We start from the raw sequence: 21,532 nt of genomic DNA, 5'->3' as shown, positions 1-21,532 counted from the left end.
ATGTTGCTGACCAAGAAATCGGGTGTCGGGGCCGGTGCTCCCGTGTCGTCGTCGTTTGTGCACCGGCTGCGCCATGGCCTGTCGCAGGCCGTGCCGACCATGGACCGCCGCGCCTTCCTGCGCCGCTCGGGCCTGGGGGTGGGCGCGGGCCTGGCGGCTTCGCAGCTCATGCTGGTCAAGAAGGTCAAGGCAGCCGACGGCGCCAAGACGCTGGACGGCAGCGGCACCGTGGTGGTGCGGCGCACCGTGTGCACGCACTGCTCGGTCGGTTGCGCGTCGGACGCCGTGGTCGAGAACGGCGTCTGGGTGCGCCAGGAGCCCGTGTTCGATTCGCCCATCAACCTGGGCGCGCACTGTGCCAAGGGCGCTTCGCTGCGCGAACACGGCCACGGCGAATACCGCCTGCGCTACCCGATGAAGCTGGTCAACGGCAAATACCAGCGCATCAGCTGGGACGAGGCGCTGAACGAGATCAGCGCCAAGATGCTGGAGCTGCGCAAGCAAAGCGGCCCGGACAGCCTGTACGTCATCGGCTCCTCCAAGCACAGCAACGAACAGGCTTACCTGCTGCGCAAGTGGATGAGCTTCTGGGGCAGCAACAACTGCGACCACCAGGCGCGCATCTGCCACTCCACCACCGTGGCGGGTGTGGCCAACACATGGGGCTATGGCGCCATGACCAACTCGTACAACGACATGCAGAACGCAAAGTGCGCGTTGTACATCGGCTCCAACGCCGCCGAGGCGCACCCGGTCAGCATGCTGCACATGCTGCACGCCAAGGAAACCGGCACCAAGATGATCGTGGCCGACCCGCGCTTCACGCGCACGGCGGCCAAGGCAGACCAGTACATCCGCTTCCGCTCGGGCACCGACATCCCGGTACTGTTCGGCATCCTGTACCACATCTTCAAGAACGGCTGGGAAGACAAGAAGTACATCAACGACCGCGTCTTCGGCATGGAAAAAGTGCGCGAGGAAGTGCTGGCCAAGTGGACGCCCGACAAGGTCGAGGAAGCCAGCGGCGCCAAAGAGGCCGACCTGTACAAGGCGGCCGAGACGATGGCCAAGAACCGCCCCAGCACCATCGTGTGGTGCATGGGCCAGACGCAGCACACCATCGGCAACGCCATGGTGCGTGCCTCGTGCATCCTGCAGCTGGCGCTGGGCAACATCGGTGTGTCGGGCGGCGGCGCCAACATCTTCCGCGGTCACGACAACGTGCAGGGCGCCACCGACGTCGGCCCCAATCCCGATTCGCTGCCCGGCTACTACGGTCTGGCTGAAGGTTCGTGGAAGCACTTCGCCAACACCTGGGGCGTTGACTTCGAGTGGATCAAGAAGCGGTACGCCAGCCCGGCGATGATGACCAAGAGCGGCATCACCGTCAGCCGCTGGATCGACGGCGTGCTCGAAAAGAACGACCTGATCGACCAGGAAAACAACCTGCGCGCCGTCTTCTACTGGGGCCATGCGCCCAACTCGCAGACGCGCGGGCTGGAGATGAAGCGGGCCATGGACAAGCTGGACCTGCTGGTGGTGGTCGATCCGTACCCGTCGGCCACGGCGGCCATGGCCGCCATGCCGGGACAGGCGGGCGACCTCAACCCCAACCGCGCCGTGTACCTGTTGCCGGCCTGCACGCAGTTCGAGACCAGCGGCTCGGCCACGGCGTCCAACCGTTCGCTCCAGTGGCGCGAAAAATGCATCGAGCCGCTGTGGGAAAGCCGCAGCGACCACATGATCATGTACCAGCTGGCGCAGAAGCTGGGCTTTGACAAGGAGCTGGTCAAGAACTACCAGATGCAGAAGGTCAAGGGCATGGACGAGCCCGTGCCCGAGGACATCCTGCGCGAAATCAACAAGTGCGTCTGGACCATCGGCTACACCGGCCAGAGCCCCGAGCGCCTGAAGGCGCACATGAAGAACATGGGCGCGTTCGACATCAAGACGCTCAAGGCCAAGGGCAACGTCAAGGACAAGGACACCGGCTACGACCTGACCGGCGACTACTTCGGCCTGCCGTGGCCCTGCTGGGGCACGCCGGGGCTGAAGCACCCGGGCTCGCCCAACCTGTACGACACGTCCAAGCACGTGATGGATGGCGGCGGCAACTTCCGCGCCAACTTCGGGGTCGAGAAGGACGGCGTCAACCTGCTGGCTGAAGACGGCTCGCACTCGCTGGGCGCCGACATCACCACCGGCTATCCCGAGTTTGACCACGTGCTGATGAAGAAGCTGGGCTGGTGGGGCGAACTGACGCCCGAAGAGCAGGCCAAGGCCGAAGGCAAGAACTGGAAGACCGACCCGACCGGCGCCATCATCCGCGTGGTGATGAAGAACCATGGCTGCCACCCGTTCGGCAACGCCAAGGCGCGCGCCATCGTGTGGAACTTCCCCGACGGTATTCCGCAGCACCGCGAGCCGCTGTACGGCACGCGCCCTGACATGGTCGCCAAGTACCCCACGCACGACGACAAAAAGGCCTTCTGGCGCCTGCCCACGCTGTTCAAGACGGTGCAGGAGAAAAACGTCGCCGACAAGCTGTACGAGAAATTCCCGCTCATCCTCACGTCCGGTCGCCTGGTCGAATACGAAGGCGGCGGCGAAGAGACGCGCTCGAACCCCTGGCTGGCCGAATTGCAGCAGGAGTGCTTCATCGAGATCAACCCCAAGGCGGCGGCTGAGCGTGGCATCCGCAACGGCGACCGCTGCTGGGTCGTCACGCCCACCGGCGCCCGCATGAACGTGCAGGCCCTGGTGACCGAACGCGTGGGCCCCGACACGACATGGATGCCGTTCCACTTCTCGGGCCGCTGGCAAGGCGCCGACATGCTGGCCTATTACCCTGAGGGCGCGCACCCCGTGGTGCGCGGCGAGGCGGTCAACACCGGCACCACGTATGGCTACGACAGCGTGACCATGATGCAAGAGACCAAGACCACGATCTGCAACGTCGAGCGCGCATGAGTCACGTCCACCCTGTGGCCGGCTTGCTGCGCAGCCGTCCTTCCCTCAAGGGACAACACCAGCGGCTCGGCAAAGCCGGTTCTGCGGTGTTCCCGACAGGTCGCGCACGCTCTATGCGCCGCGCCTTCCCGATCACGTATTGAAGTAAGGGACTCCAAAGATGGCCCGCATGAAATTTATCTGTGACGCCGAGCGCTGCATCGAATGCAACGGCTGCGTCACCGCCTGCAAGAACGAGAACGAGGTGCCATGGGGCGTCAACCGCCGCCGCGTGGTCACGCTCAACGACGGCGTGCCGGGCGAGAAGTCGATCTCGGTTGCGTGCATGCACTGCTCCGACGCGCCCTGCATGGCGGTGTGCCCGGTCAACTGCTTTTATCGCACCGAAGAAGGCGTGGTGCTGCACGACAAGGACGTGTGTATCGGCTGCGGCTACTGCAGCTACGCCTGCCCGTTCGGCGCGCCGCAGTTCCCCAGCAATGGCACCTTTGGCCTGCGCGGCAAGATGGACAAGTGCACGTTCTGCGCTGGCGGCCCTGAAAAGCATGGCAGCCAGGCCGAATTCGAAAAGTACGGCCGCAACCGTCTGGCCGAAGGCAAGCTGCCCGCCTGCGCCGAAATGTGTTCGACCAAGGCGCTGCTGGCCGGCGACGGCGACATGGTGGCCGACATCCTGCGCACCCGCGTGATCCAGCGCGGCAAGGGCGCCGAGGTGTGGGGCTGGGGCACGGCCTATGGCAACGCCAAGAACGGAGCGAAGTCATGAAGACGCGAATGATGGTGCTGTCTGCCGCGGCGGCGGCCTTGCTGCTGGCTGCCTGTGGCGAGAAGTCGCAGGACCTGCGCGGCGCATCGGGTGTCGCCGCGCCGGCGTACAACGGCACGGGCGTGGCATCGTTCACGTCGCCGGGCTGGAAGGCGGGCGATGCGCAGAGCTGGTCGCAGGAATTGCGCGCGCGCGGTCAGTACGGCCAGAACGAATACACCCGGATCATCCACAAGTGAGGGCACTTGCCATGCGTTGCATGACCCTCTTCGGCGCCGCCTTGCTGGCGCTTGCCGCGTCCGGCACGGGCTGGGCGCAATCTGCTCCGGCGCCTGCGGTGGCGGCCAGCGCTGCGGCCGCGCCCGCTGCCGCCATGCCCGGCATCAAAAGTGCCAACGTGTTCGAACTGGCGCCCGACGCCGCGTCCGACCCCAACTACGCCAACCAGACCAACGGCGAGCGCGCCCGCGTGCAGCCCGGCAACAACGCGCCCATGTGGCGTGCGGTCGGCAGCGGCGTGACGGGCTACAGCAGCCTGCCCAAGTCCGAAGCGCCCGAAGCCGGCAACCTGATCCAGCCGATGGTGCAGTACCCCGGCTCGCGCTTCACCACGGCGGGCGAAGCCTGGCGGCAGGTGCGCAACCACTGGCTGATTCCGTACGGTGGCTCGTTGATCGTGATTGCGCTGCTGGCGCTGGTGCTGTTCTTCTTTGCCAAGGGCAAGCTGGGTCACGCCAACAACGACGGCACGCCGGTCATCGAGCGCTTCACGCCGTTCGAGCGCGCGGCGCACTGGACCAACGCCATCGCCTTTGTGGCCCTGGCCGTGTCGGGCATCGTCATCGCGTTCGGCCAGTTTTTCCTGAAGCCGGTACTCGGCCTGCATCTGTTCGGCTGGCTGACGTATCTGCTCAAGAACATTCACAACTTTGCCGGGCCGCTGTTCGCCGTGTCGCTGGTGATCGTGCTGATCACCTTCATGAAGGACAACATCGCCAGCATCTGGGATTTCAAGTGGCTCATGAGCGGCGGAGGCATGCTGGGTAACGAGCAGGTCCCCTCGCACCGCTTCAACCCGGCCGAGAAAGGCATGTACTGGTGGGGCATGTTCTTCCCCGGGCTTATCGCCGTGGGCTCGGGCCTCATTCTCGACAAGCTCATTCCCGGCTGGGGCGAAACGCGCGGCCAGATGCAGGTGGCGCACATGATCCACCTGACGGCCACCGTCATCATGATGGCCATGCTGCTGGGCCACATCTACATGGGCACGCTGGGTGTGCGTGGGGCCTACAAGGCCATGCGCACCGGCTGGGTGGATGAGCAGTGGGCCAAGGAGCACCACGCGCTGTGGTACGACGACATCGTGGCTGGCAAGATTCCAGCCCAGCGGTCGAACCCGCCGCCCGAGCCGAGGTCCCCGGCCGTGCCCGCCGCATCTGCCTGAAGCGAGGTCTTGAATCCATGAAACGCGTTCTCCTTCTTCTTGCGACCTCCGCGCTGTGCGGCTCGGCGTTGGCCAAGCTGCCCCCGCTCAGTCCCGAGGCCAAGGCCAAGGCCGACGAAGCCGCCGCCAAGACGGCCTGGCAGGGCAAGGTCGATGGCTACAAGCTGTGCCAGGCGCAGGACCGGGTGGCTGCCTACTACCGCGCCCACGTTCCGGCCAATCGGCCCGCGCCCGGCCCGGCCGTGAACACGGCGGCGTGTACCGATCCCGGCCCGTTCGTCTACACGCCGGCTGAGACCAAGCCGCTGGAGCAGGCTGGTGCGCATTCGCCAGCGGCCACGGCGGCCGCGCCGCCCGTGAATACGCCGCAGACACAAGCTGAGGCCAAGACTTCCGCTGGCCCCGCCACGGCGGCCTCGGCACCGCCCGTGGCCACCGCCGCGTCCGGCGTGGCTCCGGCGGCGTCCACGGCGTCGGTTGCCGCGACGCCGAAGCGCTGACACGACAGGCGCTGCCGCCGGCAGCGTCATCGCGGCGCAGTAGACTGGTGCCGCCCGCGCCCCCCCATCCCTCGCCCTGTGGCTCGCCACTCCCAGGCGAGCGCTGCGTCGCGCATCGCCTTTTTATTTGGACCATCGCCCTGACAGCCCTGCCGCGCCTGACCCATGCCAGCGCACCCCTGACCGACGAGGTCGAGGTGGTGGACGAGCATGGCCGGCGCCAGCAGGTGTCGATTCCCGCTGAGCGCGCGCTCACGCTGTACGTGGACAAGCGCGAACTGGTCACGCTGATGACGCTGGGCGCGCACCCCGAATGGCTGGTGCTGGGCTACCTGCTGAACCAACGCCTGATCGGCGGGGCCGACGAGATCGACTCCATCACCGTCGACTGGGACATCGGCGCGGCGGCCGTGCGCACGCGGCGCGGCATCGAGCGCATTGAGGAACGCACCGCCCAGCGCGTGGTCACCACTGGCTGCGGGCAGGGCAGCGTGTTCGGCGACCTGATGGCCGACGTCGACCGCATCCAGCTGGGCGACGCCACGCTCACGCAGGCGCAGCTGTACGGCGTGCTGAACGCCATCCGCCTGCAGGAAAGCACGTACAAGTCGGCCGGCTCGGTGCACGGCTGCGCGCTCTTTCGTGGCGAGCACATGCTGCGCTTCGTCGAGGACGTAGGCCGCCACAATGCTATTGATACCATAGCTGGGTGGATGGCACTGCAGGACGCCGACACGCAGCGCGGTGACGACAAGCTGTTCTACACCACGGGCCGCCTGACGAGCGAGATGGTCATCAAGTCGGCCCAGATGGGCGTGCCCATCGTGGTGTCGCGCAGCGGCATCACGCAGATGGGCCTGTACGTGGCGCGCCGTCTGGGCCTGTGCGCCATCGGCCGGGCGCTGAACCGCCGCTTTTTGTGCTATAGCGCACCCGAGCGGCTGCTGTGGCAGCCCGAGCTGGCCGCGGCGCGCGCCGAGCCGGCGGCCTAAGGCTTGCCCTCCATCGCGCGGATCAGCGCCCGTGCCTCGTCGCCTTCCGGAATCGGCCGTCCGCTGTCGCGCCACTCGATGGCCGACTTGAATCCATGCTCCTGCGCATGGCGGCGGAACCACAGGCCTTCCGGGTTGTGGCGCGTGATGCCATCGAACACGGTGGCCAGCGTCTGCGCCTGCTCCAGCCCCATGGTCAGCATGATCTGATTCACCACCAGCTTGTGCATGCGCAGGTGGCCGCTGGGCACGCTGGCAATGCGCGTGGCCAGGCGCAGGGTGGCGGCGTCCAGTTCATCCGCAGGCACGGCCAGGTTGGCCAGGCCCCAGTCGGCGGCGGTGCGGCCGTTGATGATGTCGCCTGTGAACATGAGTTGCTTGGCGCGCGTGGGGCCCAGCCGGTGCGTCCACATGGCCGTGGTGGGGCAACCCCACACGCGCGTCGGCATGTAGCCGATGCGCGCGTCGTCCGCCATCACCAGCAGGTCGCAACACAGCGCAATGTCGCTGCCGCCCGCCACGGCCGCGCCGTGCACCTTGGCGATGGTCGGTTTGGCGCAGCGCCACAGGCTCATGAAGTCCTCGGTGTTGCGCTTCATGAAGGCATAGTCGACCATCGGGTCCCAGGGCTGGCTTTCCTGCTGGCAGGGGTGCTCGATGTGCTCCTGGGCCGTCTGCGCCAGGTCGTAGCCGCCGCAGAAGCCCTTGCCCGCGCCTTCCACCACGGTGACGTGGATGGCGGCCTGGCTCTCGGCCCATTCCACCGCAGCGCGAATCTCGCGCGGCATCTCGTTGTTGATGGCGTTCAGCCGCTCTGGCCGGTTCAGCCGCAGGCGCGCCACGCGTGGGTTGTCGGCGTCGGGTTCGATCAGCAGGGTGCTGTAGGTCGGCATGGGTTTCCTTGCGGGTGGGGTCTGGTGGTGCTGCCAATTTAATGCACGGGCCGACCCGGTGCGGCCGGTACGGCGATTCGGCCGCGGGCACAATGGCCGTAGACGTCGCACCGCACAAGGCCTGAACCATGACGCTCATCCGATCCCTTGCACTGACCGCTGGCCTCGTGGCACTGGCGGGCTGCGGCACCGTTCCCGCGCCGCGCACCGAGGCCGCGCGCACCGATTGCGCCGGCCTGAACGGCCTGGTCATTCCCGCCGCGCAGATGGGCCTGCACAGCGGCGATGCGCGCGTGGATGCTTCAGAAAACGTAGCGCCATCCGGCGTAGGCGCGGCGGCTGTGCCCGCATTCTGCAAGGTGCTGGGCCGCATCGCCCCGCGCGATGCGGCGGCGCAGGCGATCCACTTCCAGATCAACCTGCCCACGGCCTGGAACGGCAAAGCCCTGCAATACGGGGGTGGTGGCTACAACGGCGTGCTGGTCACGGGGCTGACGCCGCTGCGCGATGCCGCGCCCACCGACGCACTGCCCATTGCGCGCGGCTACCTCACCTTCGGCACCGATTCGGGGCATCAGGCGGCCAGCTTTCCGCCCAGCGAGCCGGGCGCGTTTGCACTTCACGACGAGATGCTCGAAAACTTTGCCTTCGCGTCGTACAAGAAGGTGCGCGACGTGGCGGTGCACCTGGCGCGCACGCACTATGGCCGTGCGCCGCAGCGCGTGTACTACTTCGGCGGATCGGAAGGCGGGCGCGAGGGCCTGACGATGGCGCAGCGCTTTCCGCGCGACTACGACGGCATCGTCAGCGTGGTGCCCGTCATCCACTGGACGGGCCTGTTCCACGCCTTCGTGCGCAACCAGCTGCCGCAGCTCGGCGACTGGCTCGACGCCGGCAAGGCGCCCCGCATTTCGCGCGCGGTGGCCGAGGCCTGCGACGCGCTCGACGGCCTGGCCGACGGCGTGGTCAACCACTACCTGGCCTGCCAGCGCCGCGTGAACCTGGCTGCGCTGCGCTGCGCGGGCGGCAGCGACGCCGGCGCGCAATGCCTGTCGGATGCCGAGCTGGCCACGCTGGGCGCCATCCACGGCCCCTACACCTTCAGCTTTCCGCTGGCCAACGGCCTGACGCAATACCCGGCGTGGTGGTGGGGCCACGAAGACAGCCTGGACGGCCCCAGCGCGCTCAATCTGGTGCGCTGGGTGACCGGCACCGCCGCGCCCACAGTGCCGCCGGCGCCGGCCACCGCCGCCACGCAGTGGCTGTATGGCAGCAACTGGGTTCGCTACGCCATCGCGCGCGACGCCGCTTACGACGTGCGCGCCTACCGCCCCGAAGCCTTTGCCGCCCGCGTGCAGCGCACGTCGGCGCTGATGGATTCCACCAACCCCGACCTCTCGGCCTTCTTTGCACGCGGCGGCAAGCTCATCGTGCGCGAGAACGCCGCCGACCGCGCGCAAAGCCCGCAGATGGGTGTAGCCTACGTGCAGGCCGTCACCCACAGGCTGGGCGCGGCGGCGGTCGAGCGTTCGCTGCGCCTGTACGTGTCGCCCGCCTCGACGCACAGCGGCAACGCGCGTTCCGTCACCACCGGTGCGCCGGTGCCGACGATGGTCGACTTGCTGGATCCGCTCGATGCCTGGGTCACGCAGGGCCGCGCGCCCGCCGATGCGTTGGTGCAGACCGCGCACGGCCCCGCGCCTGCCTTTGCGCGGCTGGCCGAGCGCCCGATGTGCCGCTATCCGGCGTACCCGCATTACGTGGGCGGCGACGCCGCGCGCGCCGCCAGCTACGAATGTCGATCCGGCCAGCCATGAGGGACGCGCGCATCCGCCGCACCGAACGCGCTCCGGCATGGCCCGGCGCCGGCGTGCGCTTTCTTTTTTACCGCACCCCGCAGGGGCGCACGACATCACGATGAACCCCATCACCTCATGGACCCTGGGCTGGCGCAGCCTGTGGCGCGACCTGCGCTCGGGCGAGTTGCGCCTGCTGATGGTGGCCGTCACGCTGGCGGTCGCCGCGCTGACCAGCGTGGGTTTTTTCTCCGACCGGCTGCAGGGCGGCCTGCAGCGCGATGCGCGGCAGCTGCTGGGTGGCGATGTGGTGGTGGTCAGCGACAACCCGCCCGCCGCCGCGTGGACCGAACAGGCCCGCGCGCTGAATCTGCAGCAGGCCTTGACGCTCAGTTTTCCCACCATGGGCCGCGCGCCCGATGCGCAGGGCGGCGCCACGCGGCTGGTGGCGCTCAAGGCCGTGGACGCGGGCTACCCCCTGCGCGGCCAGTTGCGCCTGGCCCGCGACGCGCAGGACCGCGATGGCGTGCCAACCAGCGACATCCCCCAGCGCGGCACGGTGTGGGTCGATCCGGCGCTGTTGGAGGCGCTGGGCGTGAAGCCGGGCGATACGCTGCTGCTGGGCGACACAGCCTTTCGCATCGCCCAGCTGATCGCACAGGAGCCGGACCGCGGCTCGGGCTTCATGACCCTCGCGCCGCGCGTGATGCTGCATGCCGCCGACCTGGCGCAGACCGGGCTGGTGCAGCCGGCCAGCCGCATCACCTACCGCCTGGCGGTGGCGGGCGACGACGCGGCCGTGCGGCAGTACGTCGCCTGGGCCGACGCCGAACTCAAGAAGCCCGGCGTGCATGGCGTGCGGCTGGAATCGCTGGACAGCGGCCGGCCCGAGATGACGCGCACGCTCGACCGCGCCGGCAAGTTTCTCAACCTGGTGGCGCTGCTGGCGGCGCTGCTGTCGGCGGTGGCGGTGGCGCTGGCGGCGCGCGGCTTTGCGGCGCGCCACCTGGACGCATCGGCCATGCTGCGCGTGCTGGGCCTGCCGCAGCGCCGCATCGCCGGCGCCTACACGGTCGAATTCCTGCTGGTGGGCGCGGCCGCCAGCGCGGCCGGGGTGCTGATCGGCTACGCCTTGCACCATGTGTTTGTGGTCATGCTGGCGGGGCTGGTCGAATCGACGCTGCCTGCGCCCAGCGCGTGGCCGGTGGTGTTCGGCATGGGCATCGGGCTGACGCTGCTGGTCGCCTTCGGGCTGCCGCCGGTGCTGCAGCTGGCACAGGTGCCGCCGCTGCGCGTGATGCGGCGCGACGTGGGTGCGCTCAAGCCGGCATCGCTGGCGGTGCTGGCGCTGGGCGTGGCGGGCTTTGCGGCGCTGCTGCTGGCCGTCAGCTCCGACCTGAAACTGGGGGCGATCGCGGTCGGCGGCTTTGCGGGCGCGGTGGCGGTCTTCGCGCTGCTGTCGTGGGGGGGTGGTGCGGCTGCTGCGCGGCGCCGTCAACGAGCAGACGGCGCCGCGCTGGATGGTGCTGGCCACGCGGCAGATATCGGCACGGCCGGCCTACGCGGTGGTGCAGATCAGCAGCCTGGCGGTGGGCCTGCTCGCGCTCATCCTGCTGGTGTTGCTGCGCACCGACCTCATCGACAGCTGGCGCCAGGCCACGCCGGCCGACGCGCCGAACCGCTTCGTCATCAACGTGATGCCGGACCAGGGCGATGCCTTCCGGGCAGCGCTGAAGGAGGCAGGGGTCACCCGGCTTGACTGGTACCCGATGTTCCGTGGGCGGCTGATCGCTATCAATGGCCGCGCGGTGGAGCCGTCCGACTTCACCGACGAACGCGCGCAGCGCCTGGTGGACCGCGAATTCAACCTGTCGCACGCCGCCGACAAGCCGCCGCACAACGACATCGCCGCCGGCCGCTGGCAGGCAGGCGAGGCGGGCGCGGTCAGCGTCGAGGAAGGTCTGGCCAAGACGCTGGGCCTTAAGCTGGGCGACACGATGACGTTCGACGTGGCCGGCATGCAGGCGCAGGCGCGCATCACGTCACTGCGCAAGGTGGACTGGGCTTCGATGCACGTCAACTTCTTCGTCATGTTTCCGCTGGCCGAGATGCCGGAGATGCCCGTCACCTACATCGCCGCCTACCGGGCACCCGAGACGGTGCCCGCCAGCCTGGGCCGGCCCGGCGATGGCGCGGCCGGCTTCGACAACGCTCTGGTGCGGCGCTTTCCCAACATCACCAACGTCGACATGAGCAGCACCATCGCGCAGGTGCAGCGCGTGCTGAACCAGGTGGTGCGCGCGGTGGAATTCCTGTTCGGCTTCACGCTGGCGTCGGGGCTGATCGTGCTGTTTGCCGCTGTCAGCGCCACGCGCGAAGAACGCGCGCGCGAATTCGCCATCATGCGGGCGCTGGGCGCGGGCCAACGCCTGCTGGGCAATGTGCAGCGGGCCGAACTGGCCGGCGTCGGGCTGCTGGCCGGCTTTCTGGCCAGCGCGGTGGCCATTGGCGTCGGTTGGGCCATGGCGCGCTACGTGTTCGACTTCAACTGGACTGCCTCGCCCTGGGTGTTGTTGATGGGCAGCGTCGTCGGCGCCACGCTGGCGCTGGCCGCGGGCTGGTGGGGGCTGCGCGAAGTGCTGCGCCGCCCGGTGGTGGAAACCTTGCGGCGCGCGTCGGAATAGCGGGTTGCGCGTGTTCCATCACGCATAAATGCTATTTAAATGATAGCTTCATAGCGTTGCCAAGCCAGCGCTGCCACGCATTTTTATCAACATCGCGCGCAGGGCACGCAAGCTGCCGCACGCGGCGCCTATAACCTGCCGCAGGCCGCCGAAATTAGAGTTTGCTCTCTGTAGGCCAACACGCCGTTGACGCGTGCCGGCCGCGAACTTGTCGTCCGTTCATGGTTCACTGAAGGCATGACAGATCGTGTGGATACACCCAAAACCCTTCACCTGGCCCTGCAAGGCGGTGGCGCGCACGGCGCGTTCACCTGGGGCGTGCTGGACGCGCTGCTGCTGGACGGCCGCGTGGGCCTGGCCGGCATCAGCGGCACCAGCGCCGGCGCCGTGAATGCCGTGGCGCTGGCTCACGGCTGGGCGCTGGCACAGGACCAGGGGCAGGACCCGGCGGAAGGCGCCCGCGCCAGCCTGGCGCACCTGTGGAAGAAGGTGATGGACATGGGCGCCCTGGGCGAAGGCGCGGCGCGGCTGAGCCGGCTGATGGCCGGTGTGCTGCCCGGTGCGCTGACGCGCCTGTCGCCCTACCAGACCAACCCGCTCGACCACAACCCGCTGCGCGCGCTGCTGGAGCGCGAGATCGACTTCGACCGGCTGGCACGGCTGAAGGCGCCGCGCGTGTTCGTGGCCGCCACCGACGTGGCGACCGGCCGGGCTGAAATCTTCTCGGGCAAGCGCCTGACCGCGCAGGCGGTGATGGCCTCGTGCTGCCTGCCGCAGCTGTTTCAGGCGCCCGTCATCAACGGCAAGCCCTATTGGGACGGCGGCTATTCGGCCAACCCGGCGCTGGGGCCGCTGGTCGAACTGGGCGAAACCAGCGACATTCTGCTGGTGCAGATCAACCCGCTGCGGCGGTCCGATCCGCCCACCAGCGACGCGCAGATCACCGACCGCGTGAACGACCTGACCTTCAACGCCAGCCTGATCGCCCAGATGCGCACCATCGCGCTCATCAACGACGGCCTGGCGCGCGGGCTGGTCAGCGAGGGCCTGAAGCCGATCCACATGCACCGCATCGACGGCGGGGCGGAACTGGCCGCCATGCCTGCGGCCAGCAAGCTGTCGCCGCGCCCCGCCACGGTGGAAAAGCTGTTCACCCTGGGCCAGGACAGCGCGCGGCGCTGGCTGAAACGCCATTGGGCCACGGTCGGCGAAGGCAGTTCGGTGAATCTGCGGCGCGACTACGGTGATCCGCTCAAGCTGCAGTTCGAGCCCGCGCCGTCCGACGACGCGGGGGAAGCGGATACGGCGGCCGACGCGCCGCCGGCCTACGCCCTGTGGTCGGCCGACGAGCAGGCGCATGCCGCCGCCCAGGCCGATGCCGCGGCCGACGCAGCGGTGCGGGCGGCCCAGGCGGCGCCGGGCGCTGAGCTCCATTCGTTGCAGGATTAAGTGCTGCGCACGCCGCAGCGCCATCGCCCGCTTGTCCCTAGAATCCGCGCTGGCGCACGCGATGCCGAATGCTATAAATTGCGTAGCTAAAAACTGGCTTTGAACAAGGGCAGGAGCCCGAATTGAATCAAGAAACCGAGTCCGTCACTCCGTTCGAGCGCCTGGGCGGCGAACCGGCCGTGCGCGCGCTGGTCGAGCGCTTTTACGACCTGATGGATCTGGAGCCCGGCTACGCTGCCGTGCGCGGCACGCACGGCAGCACGCTGGACGACGCGCGGCAGAAGCTGTTCTGGTTTCTGTGCGGCTGGCTGGGTGGGCCCGATTACTACGTCGAGCGCTTCGGCCACCCGCGTCTGCGCATGCGCCACCTGCCGTTTTCCATCGGCATCCAGGAGCGCGACGAATGGCTGGCCTGCATGGACCAGGCCATGCACGAAACCGGCGTGGACCCGGCGCTGCGCGAGCGGCTGAACCGCAGCTTCTTCCAGACCGCCGACTGGATGAGGAACCGGGGTGGCTGAGTTGCTGGCTTCGCGTCGGGGCCATTCATGACGTCACCGCCCGGGCTGGCGCCCGGCGCGCCCAGCGGCTGGTGGAGCCTGGGCATCACCACGGCGATCCAGGCCATGGTGTCGATGGCCTTGCTGACGCTGCCCGCCATGGCGCCCACGGTGGCGCGCGGGCTGGGCGTGCCGGCAGCGCTGGTCGGTGTGTACGTGGGGCTGTGCTACCTGGCGGCCATGCTGTCGAGCCTGGTGGGCGGCACGCTGGTCCGGCGCTGGGGCGCGATCCGCGTCAGCCAGGTCGGCCTGCTGTGCTGCACGGTGGGGCTGCTGCTGTGCGCGCTGCCGTGGTGGCCCGCGGTGGCCCTGGGTGCGCTGTTCATTGGCGCCGGCTACGGGCCGATCACGCCCGCCAGCTCGCACCTGCTGGTGCTGACCACGCCGGCGCATCGCATGGCGCTGGTGTTTTCCGTCAAGCAGACCGGCGTGCCCGCGGGCGGCATGCTGGCCGGTGCGCTGGTGCCGGGCTTGTCGCTGTGGGTGGGCTGGCAGGGCGCGCTGGCGGTGGTCGCCGCTGCCTGCCTGCTGTGCGCGGTGGCGTCGCAGCCGCTGCGTGCGCCGCTCGATGCCGACCGCCAGCCCGATCAGCCGTTGGCGCTGGCGGCGCTGTTCAAGCCGGTGGGCATGGTGCTGGGGCACCGCTCGCTGGCGGTGCTGGCGGCGTGCTCGTTCCTGTTTTCGGCGGTGCAGGTGTCGGTGACGGCGTACATGGTGACCTACCTGCACGAGTCGCTGGGCATGACGCTGCTGGCCGCTGGCGCGGCGCTGTCGGTGTCGCAGCTGGCCGGCGTGGTGGGTCGCATCGCCTCGGGGCGCGGTGGCCGACCGGGGGCTGGGCCCGCGCAACACGCTGATGCTGCTGGCGACGCTGATGATCGTCGGCAGCCTGCTCACCGCGGGCCTGCAGCCGGCGTGGCCGACGGCGCTGATCTGGGCCGTGGTGGCGCTGCTGGGCGCGTCGGCCATCGGCTGGAACGGCGTGTACCTGGCCACGGTGGCGCGCCAGGCGCCGCCGGGGCAGGCCAGCACGGCGACGGGCGGCACGCTGATGTTCACCTTCATGGGCGTGGTGTGCGGCTCGCCCGCGTTCGGCGCGCTGGCCAGCGCGTCGGGCAGCTACCGCGTGGCCTTTGCGGCGCTGGCCGCGCCGGCGATGCTGGCGCTGGCCCTGCTGGCCTGGCGAGCGGTGCAGGCGTCGCGCGAGGCCCAGCCGGCGCGCTGATGGGGCGTGCCACGCCTGCCCGCGCAGGTGGCTGAAAGCGATGGCGCCGAAGACCTCAGGACCGAGTGCCCGCGCCTGCCAGCAACACCAGCAAGGCGCCCGCGCCGCCTTCCAGCGGCTTGGCCTGCACGAAGGCCAGCACTTCCTGCTTTTGCACCAGCCAGCCATGCACCTTGGCCTTGAGCACCGGCGCCCGGCCGGGCGAGCCCAGGCCCTTGCCATGCACCACGCGCACGCAGCGCAGGCCGGCGCGCTGCGCGTCGCGCAGAAAGGCGCCGAGTGCTTCGCGCGCCTCGTCGGTGCGCAGGCCGTGCAGATCGATCTGGCCCTGCACCGCCCAGTGGCCGCGCCGCAGCCGTGCCGCCACATCGGGGCCGATGCCGGGGCGGCGGAAGCTCAGGTGTTCGTCCACCTCCAGCAATGTGCTGGCGTCGAACTCGTCGGAGATGGCTTCGCGCAGTACGGCACGTTCGTCCAGCGCGCGCTGGCGTGGCTCGGGCGGCGTGGGCGAGGGCGCATGCACCACGCGGCCATGTGCGCGCAGCGGTTGCGTGGCGCCGATGGCGCGGGCGAACAGGTTCTGGTCGGCCTGTGCCTTCTTCGCGGCGGCGGCGCGGGCCGCGGCTTGCTGGGCGGCGCGCGCCTCGGCCTCGGCCAACCGCGCGCGGATGGCCTTCAGCTCCTGGAAAGACTTGGCCTTCATGTCCACTCAGGGTCGCAGGTCATACCAAGCCCTTTTCCGCCATCGACAGCGCCTGGCCGGGCGCGACGATCACGTGGTCGATCACCCGCACGTCGATCAGCGCCAGCGCCGACTTCAGGCTCTGCGTCAGCGCTTCGTCGGCGCGGCTGGGCTGCACGCCGCCGCTCGGGTGGTTGTGCGCCAGCACCACGGCGGCGGCGTGGTGGTGCAGCGCCCGCAGCGCCACCTCGCGCGGGTACACGCTGGTCTGCGTCAGCGTGCCGCGAAACAGCTCTTCCAGCGCGATCATCCGGTGCTGCGCGTCCAGAAACAGCACGGCGAACACTTCATGCGGGCGCGCGGCCAGCTGCAGCTGCAGGTAGTCCTTCACCGCGGCGGACGAATCGAACACCGCGCGCTCCCGCAGCTGCTCGGCCAGCGCGCGGCGCGCCAGCTCCAGCACGGCCACCAGCTCGGCGCGCTTGGCGCTGCCGCCCAGGCCCTTGATGCGCTTGAGGTCGTCCGCACCGGCGTGCAGCAGGCCGGCCAGGCCGCCAAACGCGTCCAGCACTTCCTGCGCCATCTGCAGCACGCCGCGACCGGCCGTGCCGGTGCGCAGCAACAGCGCCAGCAGCTCGGCATCGCTGAGTGCAGCAGCGCCGCGCGCCAGCAGCTTCTCGCGCGGGCGGGCGTCGGGCGGCAGGGCTTTCAGGTTCACGCAACGGGCTTTCTACAATCGTTGTGCCGATTATCCCGGCCGCGCCGTCACGTCGCGTGAATGGCGGGATCGGCGGGACGTGCCGTTCCCGCGACGGAACTAGAACGCCGGGCATGTGGGGCCGCGCCGCGCCCGCGTGGCGCGCCCATGCCCCCCCGGTCGGCGGGGCCATAGCGGGTTTCCTAGAATCCGCTATTCGACCGAACACCATGGCCCACGTCCAACCCGATTCTTTTCTGACCCTGCACTACCGCCTGGCCGGACCGCAGGGCGACATCGTCAACACCTTTGGCGGCCAGCCGGCCACGCTGTCGCTGGGCGCGGGCGAGCTGTCGCCGGCGGTCGAAGAGCGCCTGCTCGGCCTGGCCGAGGGCGCGCACGCCACATTCGATCTGCCGTCCGGCGTCGCCTTTGGCGAGCGCAACCCCGACATGGTGCAGTGGCTGGCACGCAAGGAGCTGGACAGCATGGGCGATCCGCAGGAGCGGTATGACGTCGGTGAAGTCATCCACCTGCCCACGCCGGACGGCCAGGGCCAGTTTGCCGCCGTGGTGCAGGCCTTGCGCGAAGACGGGGCGCTGAAGCTCGACTTCAACCACCCGCTGGCCGGCCAGCCCGTGACCTTCGAGGTCGAGATCATCGGAGTGCTGTGATGAGCGACATCCTGCTGGCCGAACCGCGCGGCTTCTGCGCCGGTGTCGACCGCGCCATCGAGATCGTCGAGCGCGCGTTGACCAAATTTGGCGCGCCGATCTATGTGCGGCACGAAATCGTGCACAACACCTACGTGGTGAAAGACCTCAAGGCCAAGGGCGCGATCTTCATCGAAGACCTGGCCGACGTGCCGCCGGGCGCCACGCTGGTGTTCAGTGCCCACGGTGTGCCCAAGTCGGTCGAGCGCGAGGCCGAACGGCGCGGCTTTCGCGTGTTCGACGCCACCTGCCCGCTGGTCAGCAAGGTGCACGTCGAAGTGGCCAAGCTGCACCGCGAAGGCTACGAATTCGTCATGATCGGCCACAAGGGCCACCCCGAGGTCGAGGGCACCATGGGCCAGCTCGACAGCGGCATTCACCTGGTGGAAGACGTGGCTGACGTGGCCCGCATCCAGCCGCTGCAGACCGACAAGCTGGCCGTGGTGACGCAGACCACGCTGAGCGTGGACGACGCGGCCGAAATCACCGCCGCCGTGCGGGCGCGCTTTCCGGCCATCCGCGAGCCGAAGCAGCAGGACATCTGCTACGCCACGCAGAACCGGCAGGACGCCGTCAAGCTGCTGTCGCGCGAGGTGGACGTGGTCATCGTCGTCGGCAGCCCGACCAGCAGCAACAGCAACCGCCTGCGCGAAGTGGCGCGCAAGCTGGGGGTGGACGCCCACATGGTGGACGGGGCCGACGAGATCCAGCCCGAATGGCTGCACGGCAAGTCGCGCATCGGCCTGACGGCGGGCGCTTCGGCGCCCGACGTGCTGGTGCGCCAGGTGATCGAGCGCCTGCGCGCGCTGGGCGCCATGTCGGTGCGCACGCTCGACGGCATCGAGGAAACGGTGAAATTTCCGCTGCCCAAGGGATTGAAGCTGGACGGGGCGGCCGAGGACAGGCTGGCGCACTTGCGTTGAAGCAACGAAGCTATTGTTTTTATAGCTTCGGGCGCTCATGAGACAAGCGCTGGCGCCCTAATTTTCAATCATTGGCGGGCCGGTGGCCGTGCGGCTGGCGCCGCCTACAATCGGTACATGCTTGATCCGCTCCTGCTCCGCAAAGATCTCGATGGCGTTGTCGCGCGCCTGCAAACCCGCAAGAATCCGCAGCCATTTCTCGACGTAGCGGCGTTCCAGGCGCTTGAATCCGAGCGCAAGCAATTGCAGACCCGCACCGAAGAACTGCAGGCGCAGCGCAACTCAGCCAGCAAGCAGATCGGCCAGCGCAAGGCCAAGGGCGAGTCGGCGGACGAGCTGATGGCGCAGGTCGCCAGCATCAAGGACGAGCTCGATGCTTCTGCCACCCGGCTGGACGCGCTGCAGGCCGAGATGCAGGCGCTGCTGCTGGCGGTGCCCAACCTGCCGCACGACAGCGTGCCGGTCGGCGCTGACGAGCACGCCAACCAGGAGATGCGCCGCTGGGCGCCGCATGGACTGGCGCCGCGCGTCTTCGACTTTCCTGTCCGCGACCACGTGGAGTTGGGCGAGCCGCTGGGCCTGGATTTCGAGGCCGGTGTCAAGCTGGCCGGCACGCGTTTTTCCTTCATGCGCGGGCCGGTGGCGCGGCTGCATCGTGCGCTGGCGCAGTTCATGCTGGACCTGCAGACCCGTCAGCACGGCTATACCGAGTGCTACACGCCCTACATCGTCAACGCCGATACGCTGCGCGGCACGGGGCAGTTGCCCAAGTTCGAAGCCGACCTGTTTGCCGCCAAGAAGGGCGGCCAGGAAGGCGAAGGCGACCCGCTGTACCTGATCCCCACGTCCGAAGTGTCGCTGACCAACCTGGTGCGCGGTGAAATACTGGCCGAGGCCGAATTGCCCGTCAAGCTGACCGCGCACACCCCGTGCTTTCGCTCAGAGGCCGGCAGCGCGGGCCGCGACACGCGCGGCATGATTCGCCAGCACCAGTTCGACAAGGTCGAGATGGTGCAGATCACCCACCCCGACAAGAGCTATGAGGCGCTGGAGGAAATGGTGGGCCATGCCGAAGCCGTGCTGCAGAAGCTTGAGTTGCCGTATCGCGTGGTGCTGCTGTGCACTGGCGACATGGGGTTCGGCGCGACCAAGACTTACGACCTGGAAGTGTGGGTGCCGGCGCAGAACACCTACCGCGAGATTTCGTCGGTCAGCAATTGCGAGGCCTTCCAGTCGCGCCGCATGCAGGCCCGCTTCAAGACGGCGGCAGGCAAGAACGAACTGGTGCACACGCTCAACGGCAGCGGACTGGCGGTCGGGCGCGCGCTGGTGGCCGTGCTGGAAAACCACCAGAACGCCGATGGCTCGATCACCATCCCCAAGGCACTTCAGCCCTACCTGGACGGCAGGGAAATTCTGACGGCCTGACGGCTGATATAATTTGCGGTTCCACACGAACCTAGGAGAGGTGGCAGAGTGGTCGAATGCGCCGGACTCGAAATCCGGTATACGGTTTACCGTATCGAGGGTTCGAATCCCTCCTTCTCCGCCACAGACAAGCGAAGCCTGCTACGTTTACAGTAGCAGGCTTTTTTGCTTTCAGATGACTTGAATGGCATGACGCCCCATTTGGCCGACACGGAACTCATGACCCGCGCCTTGGCGCTGGCTGAAGAGGCGCGGCTGATCTGTCCGCCCAACCCGGCCGTGGGCTGCGTGCTGGTCGGCGCGGATGGGTCCTTGATTGGCGAGGGACACACCCAGCCGGTGGGCCAGCCGCATGCCGAAGTGATGGCGCTGCGCGATGCTGCCCGGCGCGGCCATACGACGCATGGCGCGACCGCTTATGTCACCCTGGAGCCGTGCGCCCACCACGGACGCACCGGGCCCTGCTGCGATGCCTTGATTGCCGCCGGGGTGGCGCGGGTCGTCGCAGCGCTCGAAGACCCCAACCCCCGGGTCGCCGGGCAGGGATTTGCCAGGTTGCGTGCTGCCGGCGTCGTGGTCGATGTAGGCCCAGGCGCCGAAGCCGCGAGAGCGCTCAATCTGGGGTTCTTCAGCCGCATGGTGCGCGGCACGCCCTGGGTTCGCATGAAGGCGGCGAGTTCGCTGGATGGGCGCACGGCGCTGCCTAACGGTGTGAGTCAGTGGATCACCTCTGGAGCTGCGCGCGAGGATGGCCATCGATGGCGCGCGCGTGCCGATGCGGTGCTGACCGGCATCGGCACGGTGCTGGAGGACGACCCGCTGTTGAACGTGCGCTTGCCGCAGGTGGCGCGCCAGCCTGCGCTGGTGGTGGTCGACAGCCGGCTCGAACTGCCGCCCTCAGCACGCTTGTGGTCGGCGGTGCAGCGGCCCATCCACGTGTATGCAGCGGTGGACGATGAAACGCGCCGGCAGGCACTGCAAGGGCTGGGCGCCGAAGTCGTCACCCTGGCCAATCCGCAGGGCAAGGTGGACCTGGCGGCCATGTTGAAGGATCTGGCCCGCCGTGAAGTCAACGAAGTGCATGTCGAGGCGGGGCATAAACTGAATGGGTCGCTGCTGCGCGAGGGCCTGGTCGACGAGTTGCTGCTCTACCAAGCGCCGAAACTGTTGGGTGAGGGGGCCGGCATCGCGGCGATGGGCCCGTTCACGCAGCTAAGCGAAGCGGTGACGCTGGAGTGGCGCGAGGTTCGGCCCGTCGGCGATGACCTGTGTCTGCGCGCCGTGGTGGCCGGTCACGACCGGTTTTGATGGCGACACCGGCATGCGCCATGCGCGCGTGGCAACGCACGCCCGTGATCGGTTAACCGCGCCTTCTTATTTGTCCTTGGGCGGCTTGCCCGGTTTGTCGGCACTTTCGCCTGCCCCTTTGGAGGCAGCATCGTCCGTCGCAGTCGACTCGACAGGGCCCAGCACCGCCAGTTGCAGCGAGACATCGAACAACTTCGCCTTGCTGGCGTAGTGACGATCCAGGCGCCATTCGTCCAGGATTTCAAGCGCCAGCTTGAAGCGGGCAAGGTCCAGCTTGTAGAGATCGGCGATGGGGAAATCGGCCTCGGATTCGAGCGCCAGCACCAGACGCGAGAGTGTCTTGGCGCGGGCGTCGTCGGGCTTGCGCTCGATGTATTTACGGGCTTCTTTGATGGCGCGCATGGCGGCAGGTCCTATGGTGTGAATACGGCGACAGTTGCGAGCCGCAGGGTTGGCCCACGCATCGGGCCGCGCCTGCGCGATCAATTCGTGGACCGCGCGG

19 protein-coding genes, 1 tRNA gene and 2 pseudogenes are annotated in these 21,532 nt (G+C 68.5%); 17 read left to right on the top strand and 5 right to left on the bottom strand.

What is annotated here, in order from left to right:
• The 6 genes from R0D99_RS13665 to R0D99_RS13640 all read left to right on the top strand — a co-directional run bounded on the left by R0D99_RS13665 (nucleotide 1) and on the right by R0D99_RS13640 (nucleotide 6,672).
• The gene (locus tag R0D99_RS13665) at nucleotides 1-2,970 is read left to right on the top strand and encodes a formate dehydrogenase subunit alpha (protein ID WP_317748713.1); all 2,970 of its coding nucleotides are present in this window, start codon (nucleotides 1-3) and stop codon (nucleotides 2,968-2,970) included.
• Between the two features lie 160 nt (nucleotides 2,971-3,130).
• The gene (gene fdh3B / locus R0D99_RS13660) at nucleotides 3,131-3,736 is read left to right on the top strand and encodes a formate dehydrogenase FDH3 subunit beta (protein WP_317748712.1); all 606 of its coding nucleotides are present in this window, start codon (nucleotides 3,131-3,133) and stop codon (nucleotides 3,734-3,736) included.
• Complete coding sequence (locus tag R0D99_RS13655) at nucleotides 3,733-3,975, top strand: hypothetical protein (RefSeq protein ID WP_317748711.1); 243 nt, start codon at nucleotides 3,733-3,735, stop codon at nucleotides 3,973-3,975. Before fdh3B ends, R0D99_RS13655 begins: the two co-directional genes overlap by 4 nt.
• A gap of 20 nt (nucleotides 3,976-3,995) precedes the next feature.
• On the top strand, nucleotides 3,996-5,180 hold the full coding sequence (locus tag R0D99_RS13650) for a formate dehydrogenase subunit gamma (RefSeq protein WP_317748710.1): 1,185 nt from the start codon (nucleotides 3,996-3,998) through the stop codon (nucleotides 5,178-5,180).
• Between the two features lie 17 nt (nucleotides 5,181-5,197).
• Nucleotides 5,198-5,680: a hypothetical protein gene (locus R0D99_RS13645; RefSeq protein ID WP_416365894.1), complete on the top strand. Its 483-nt coding sequence runs from the start codon at nucleotides 5,198-5,200 to the stop codon at nucleotides 5,678-5,680.
• Nucleotides 5,681-5,820: 140 nt separating this feature from the next.
• Nucleotides 5,821-6,672 carry a formate dehydrogenase accessory sulfurtransferase FdhD gene (locus R0D99_RS13640; RefSeq protein ID WP_317751109.1) on the top strand — a complete coding sequence of 284 codons (852 nt, stop codon included), beginning with the start codon at nucleotides 5,821-5,823 and terminating at the stop codon, nucleotides 6,670-6,672.
• On the opposite strand, the gene R0D99_RS13635 is transcribed toward R0D99_RS13640, so the two are convergent.
• On the bottom strand, nucleotides 6,669-7,565 hold the full coding sequence (locus R0D99_RS13635) for a crotonase/enoyl-CoA hydratase family protein (RefSeq protein ID WP_317748709.1): 897 nt from the start codon (nucleotides 7,563-7,565) through the stop codon (nucleotides 6,669-6,671). The genes R0D99_RS13640 and R0D99_RS13635 overlap by 4 nt on opposite strands.
• A gap of 128 nt (nucleotides 7,566-7,693) precedes the next feature.
• On the opposite strand from R0D99_RS13635, the gene R0D99_RS13630 reads away from it, so the two are divergent.
• The 6 genes and pseudogenes from R0D99_RS13630 (at nucleotide 7,694) to R0D99_RS13605 (ending at nucleotide 15,279) form a co-directional block, all read left to right on the top strand.
• Nucleotides 7,694-9,382 (top strand): tannase/feruloyl esterase family alpha/beta hydrolase, encoded by a 1,689-nt coding sequence (locus R0D99_RS13630; RefSeq protein WP_317748708.1) that lies wholly within the window; start codon nucleotides 7,694-7,696, stop codon nucleotides 9,380-9,382.
• Nucleotides 9,383-9,482: 100 nt separating this feature from the next.
• Nucleotides 9,483-12,045, top strand: a pseudogene (locus R0D99_RS13625) (ABC transporter permease).
• A gap of 249 nt (nucleotides 12,046-12,294) precedes the next feature.
• Nucleotides 12,295-13,494, top strand: a complete 1,200-nt coding sequence (locus tag R0D99_RS13620; RefSeq protein WP_317748707.1) for a patatin-like phospholipase family protein — start codon at nucleotides 12,295-12,297, stop codon at nucleotides 13,492-13,494.
• 122 nt (nucleotides 13,495-13,616) lie between these two features.
• Nucleotides 13,617-14,015 (top strand): group II truncated hemoglobin, encoded by a 399-nt coding sequence (locus R0D99_RS13615; RefSeq protein WP_317748706.1) that lies wholly within the window; start codon nucleotides 13,617-13,619, stop codon nucleotides 14,013-14,015.
• A gap of 27 nt (nucleotides 14,016-14,042) precedes the next feature.
• Nucleotides 14,043-14,813: pseudogene (locus R0D99_RS13610) on the top strand (MFS transporter); the annotation flags it as partial.
• Nucleotides 14,814-14,874: 61 nt separating this feature from the next.
• A complete protein-coding gene (locus tag R0D99_RS13605; protein WP_317751107.1) occupies nucleotides 14,875-15,279 on the top strand; it encodes an MFS transporter in 405 nt (134 codons plus the stop codon).
• Between the two features lie 55 nt (nucleotides 15,280-15,334).
• Here the strand turns inward: R0D99_RS13605 and R0D99_RS13600 are convergent, their stop codons facing one another.
• Entirely contained in the window at nucleotides 15,335-15,982 is a 648-nt protein-coding gene (locus R0D99_RS13600; RefSeq protein ID WP_317748705.1) for a Smr/MutS family protein, read from the bottom strand.
• 19 nt (nucleotides 15,983-16,001) lie between these two features.
• Complete coding sequence (gene radC, locus R0D99_RS13595) at nucleotides 16,002-16,679, bottom strand: RadC family protein (protein WP_317748704.1); 678 nt, start codon at nucleotides 16,677-16,679, stop codon at nucleotides 16,002-16,004.
• 209 nt (nucleotides 16,680-16,888) lie between these two features.
• Between radC and R0D99_RS13590 the strand changes: the two genes are divergently transcribed.
• Nucleotides 16,889-17,332 (top strand): FKBP-type peptidyl-prolyl cis-trans isomerase, encoded by a 444-nt coding sequence (locus R0D99_RS13590; RefSeq protein ID WP_317748703.1) that lies wholly within the window; start codon nucleotides 16,889-16,891, stop codon nucleotides 17,330-17,332.
• On the top strand, nucleotides 17,332-18,294 hold the full coding sequence (gene ispH, locus R0D99_RS13585) for a 4-hydroxy-3-methylbut-2-enyl diphosphate reductase (protein WP_317748702.1): 963 nt from the start codon (nucleotides 17,332-17,334) through the stop codon (nucleotides 18,292-18,294). Before R0D99_RS13590 ends, ispH begins: the two co-directional genes overlap by 1 nt.
• 57 nt (nucleotides 18,295-18,351) lie before the next feature.
• On the opposite strand, the gene R0D99_RS13580 is transcribed toward ispH, so the two are convergent.
• Nucleotides 18,352-18,537 (bottom strand): hypothetical protein, encoded by a 186-nt coding sequence (locus R0D99_RS13580; RefSeq protein ID WP_317751194.1) that lies wholly within the window; start codon nucleotides 18,535-18,537, stop codon nucleotides 18,352-18,354.
• Between R0D99_RS13580 and serS the strand changes: the two genes are divergently transcribed.
• The 3 genes from serS to ribD all read left to right on the top strand — a co-directional run bounded on the left by serS (nucleotide 18,463) and on the right by ribD (nucleotide 21,030).
• Nucleotides 18,463-19,722: a serine--tRNA ligase gene (serS, locus tag R0D99_RS13575; protein ID WP_317751105.1), complete on the top strand. Its 1,260-nt coding sequence runs from the start codon at nucleotides 18,463-18,465 to the stop codon at nucleotides 19,720-19,722. The genes R0D99_RS13580 and serS overlap by 75 nt on opposite strands.
• A gap of 34 nt (nucleotides 19,723-19,756) precedes the next feature.
• Nucleotides 19,757-19,846 (top strand) — tRNA-Ser (locus R0D99_RS13570).
• Nucleotides 19,847-19,911: 65 nt separating this feature from the next.
• Nucleotides 19,912-21,030, top strand: coding sequence for a bifunctional diaminohydroxyphosphoribosylaminopyrimidine deaminase/5-amino-6-(5-phosphoribosylamino)uracil reductase RibD (gene ribD, locus R0D99_RS13565; protein ID WP_317748701.1), 1,119 nt, complete (start codon nucleotides 19,912-19,914; stop codon nucleotides 21,028-21,030).
• Between the two features lie 66 nt (nucleotides 21,031-21,096).
• Here ribD and R0D99_RS13560 read toward each other — a convergent pair whose 3' ends face one another.
• Nucleotides 21,097-21,432, bottom strand: coding sequence for a hypothetical protein (locus R0D99_RS13560; RefSeq protein WP_317748700.1), 336 nt, complete (start codon nucleotides 21,430-21,432; stop codon nucleotides 21,097-21,099).
• Nucleotides 21,433-21,532: the final 100 nt, after the last annotated feature.

This window comes from Ottowia sp. SB7-C50 (assembly GCF_033110285.1).
Classification (GTDB): Bacteria; Pseudomonadota; Gammaproteobacteria; order Burkholderiales; family Burkholderiaceae_C; genus Ottowia.
Note: the sequence above shows the minus strand (reverse complement) of the source record. Positions and strands in the feature narration are given on the sequence as shown.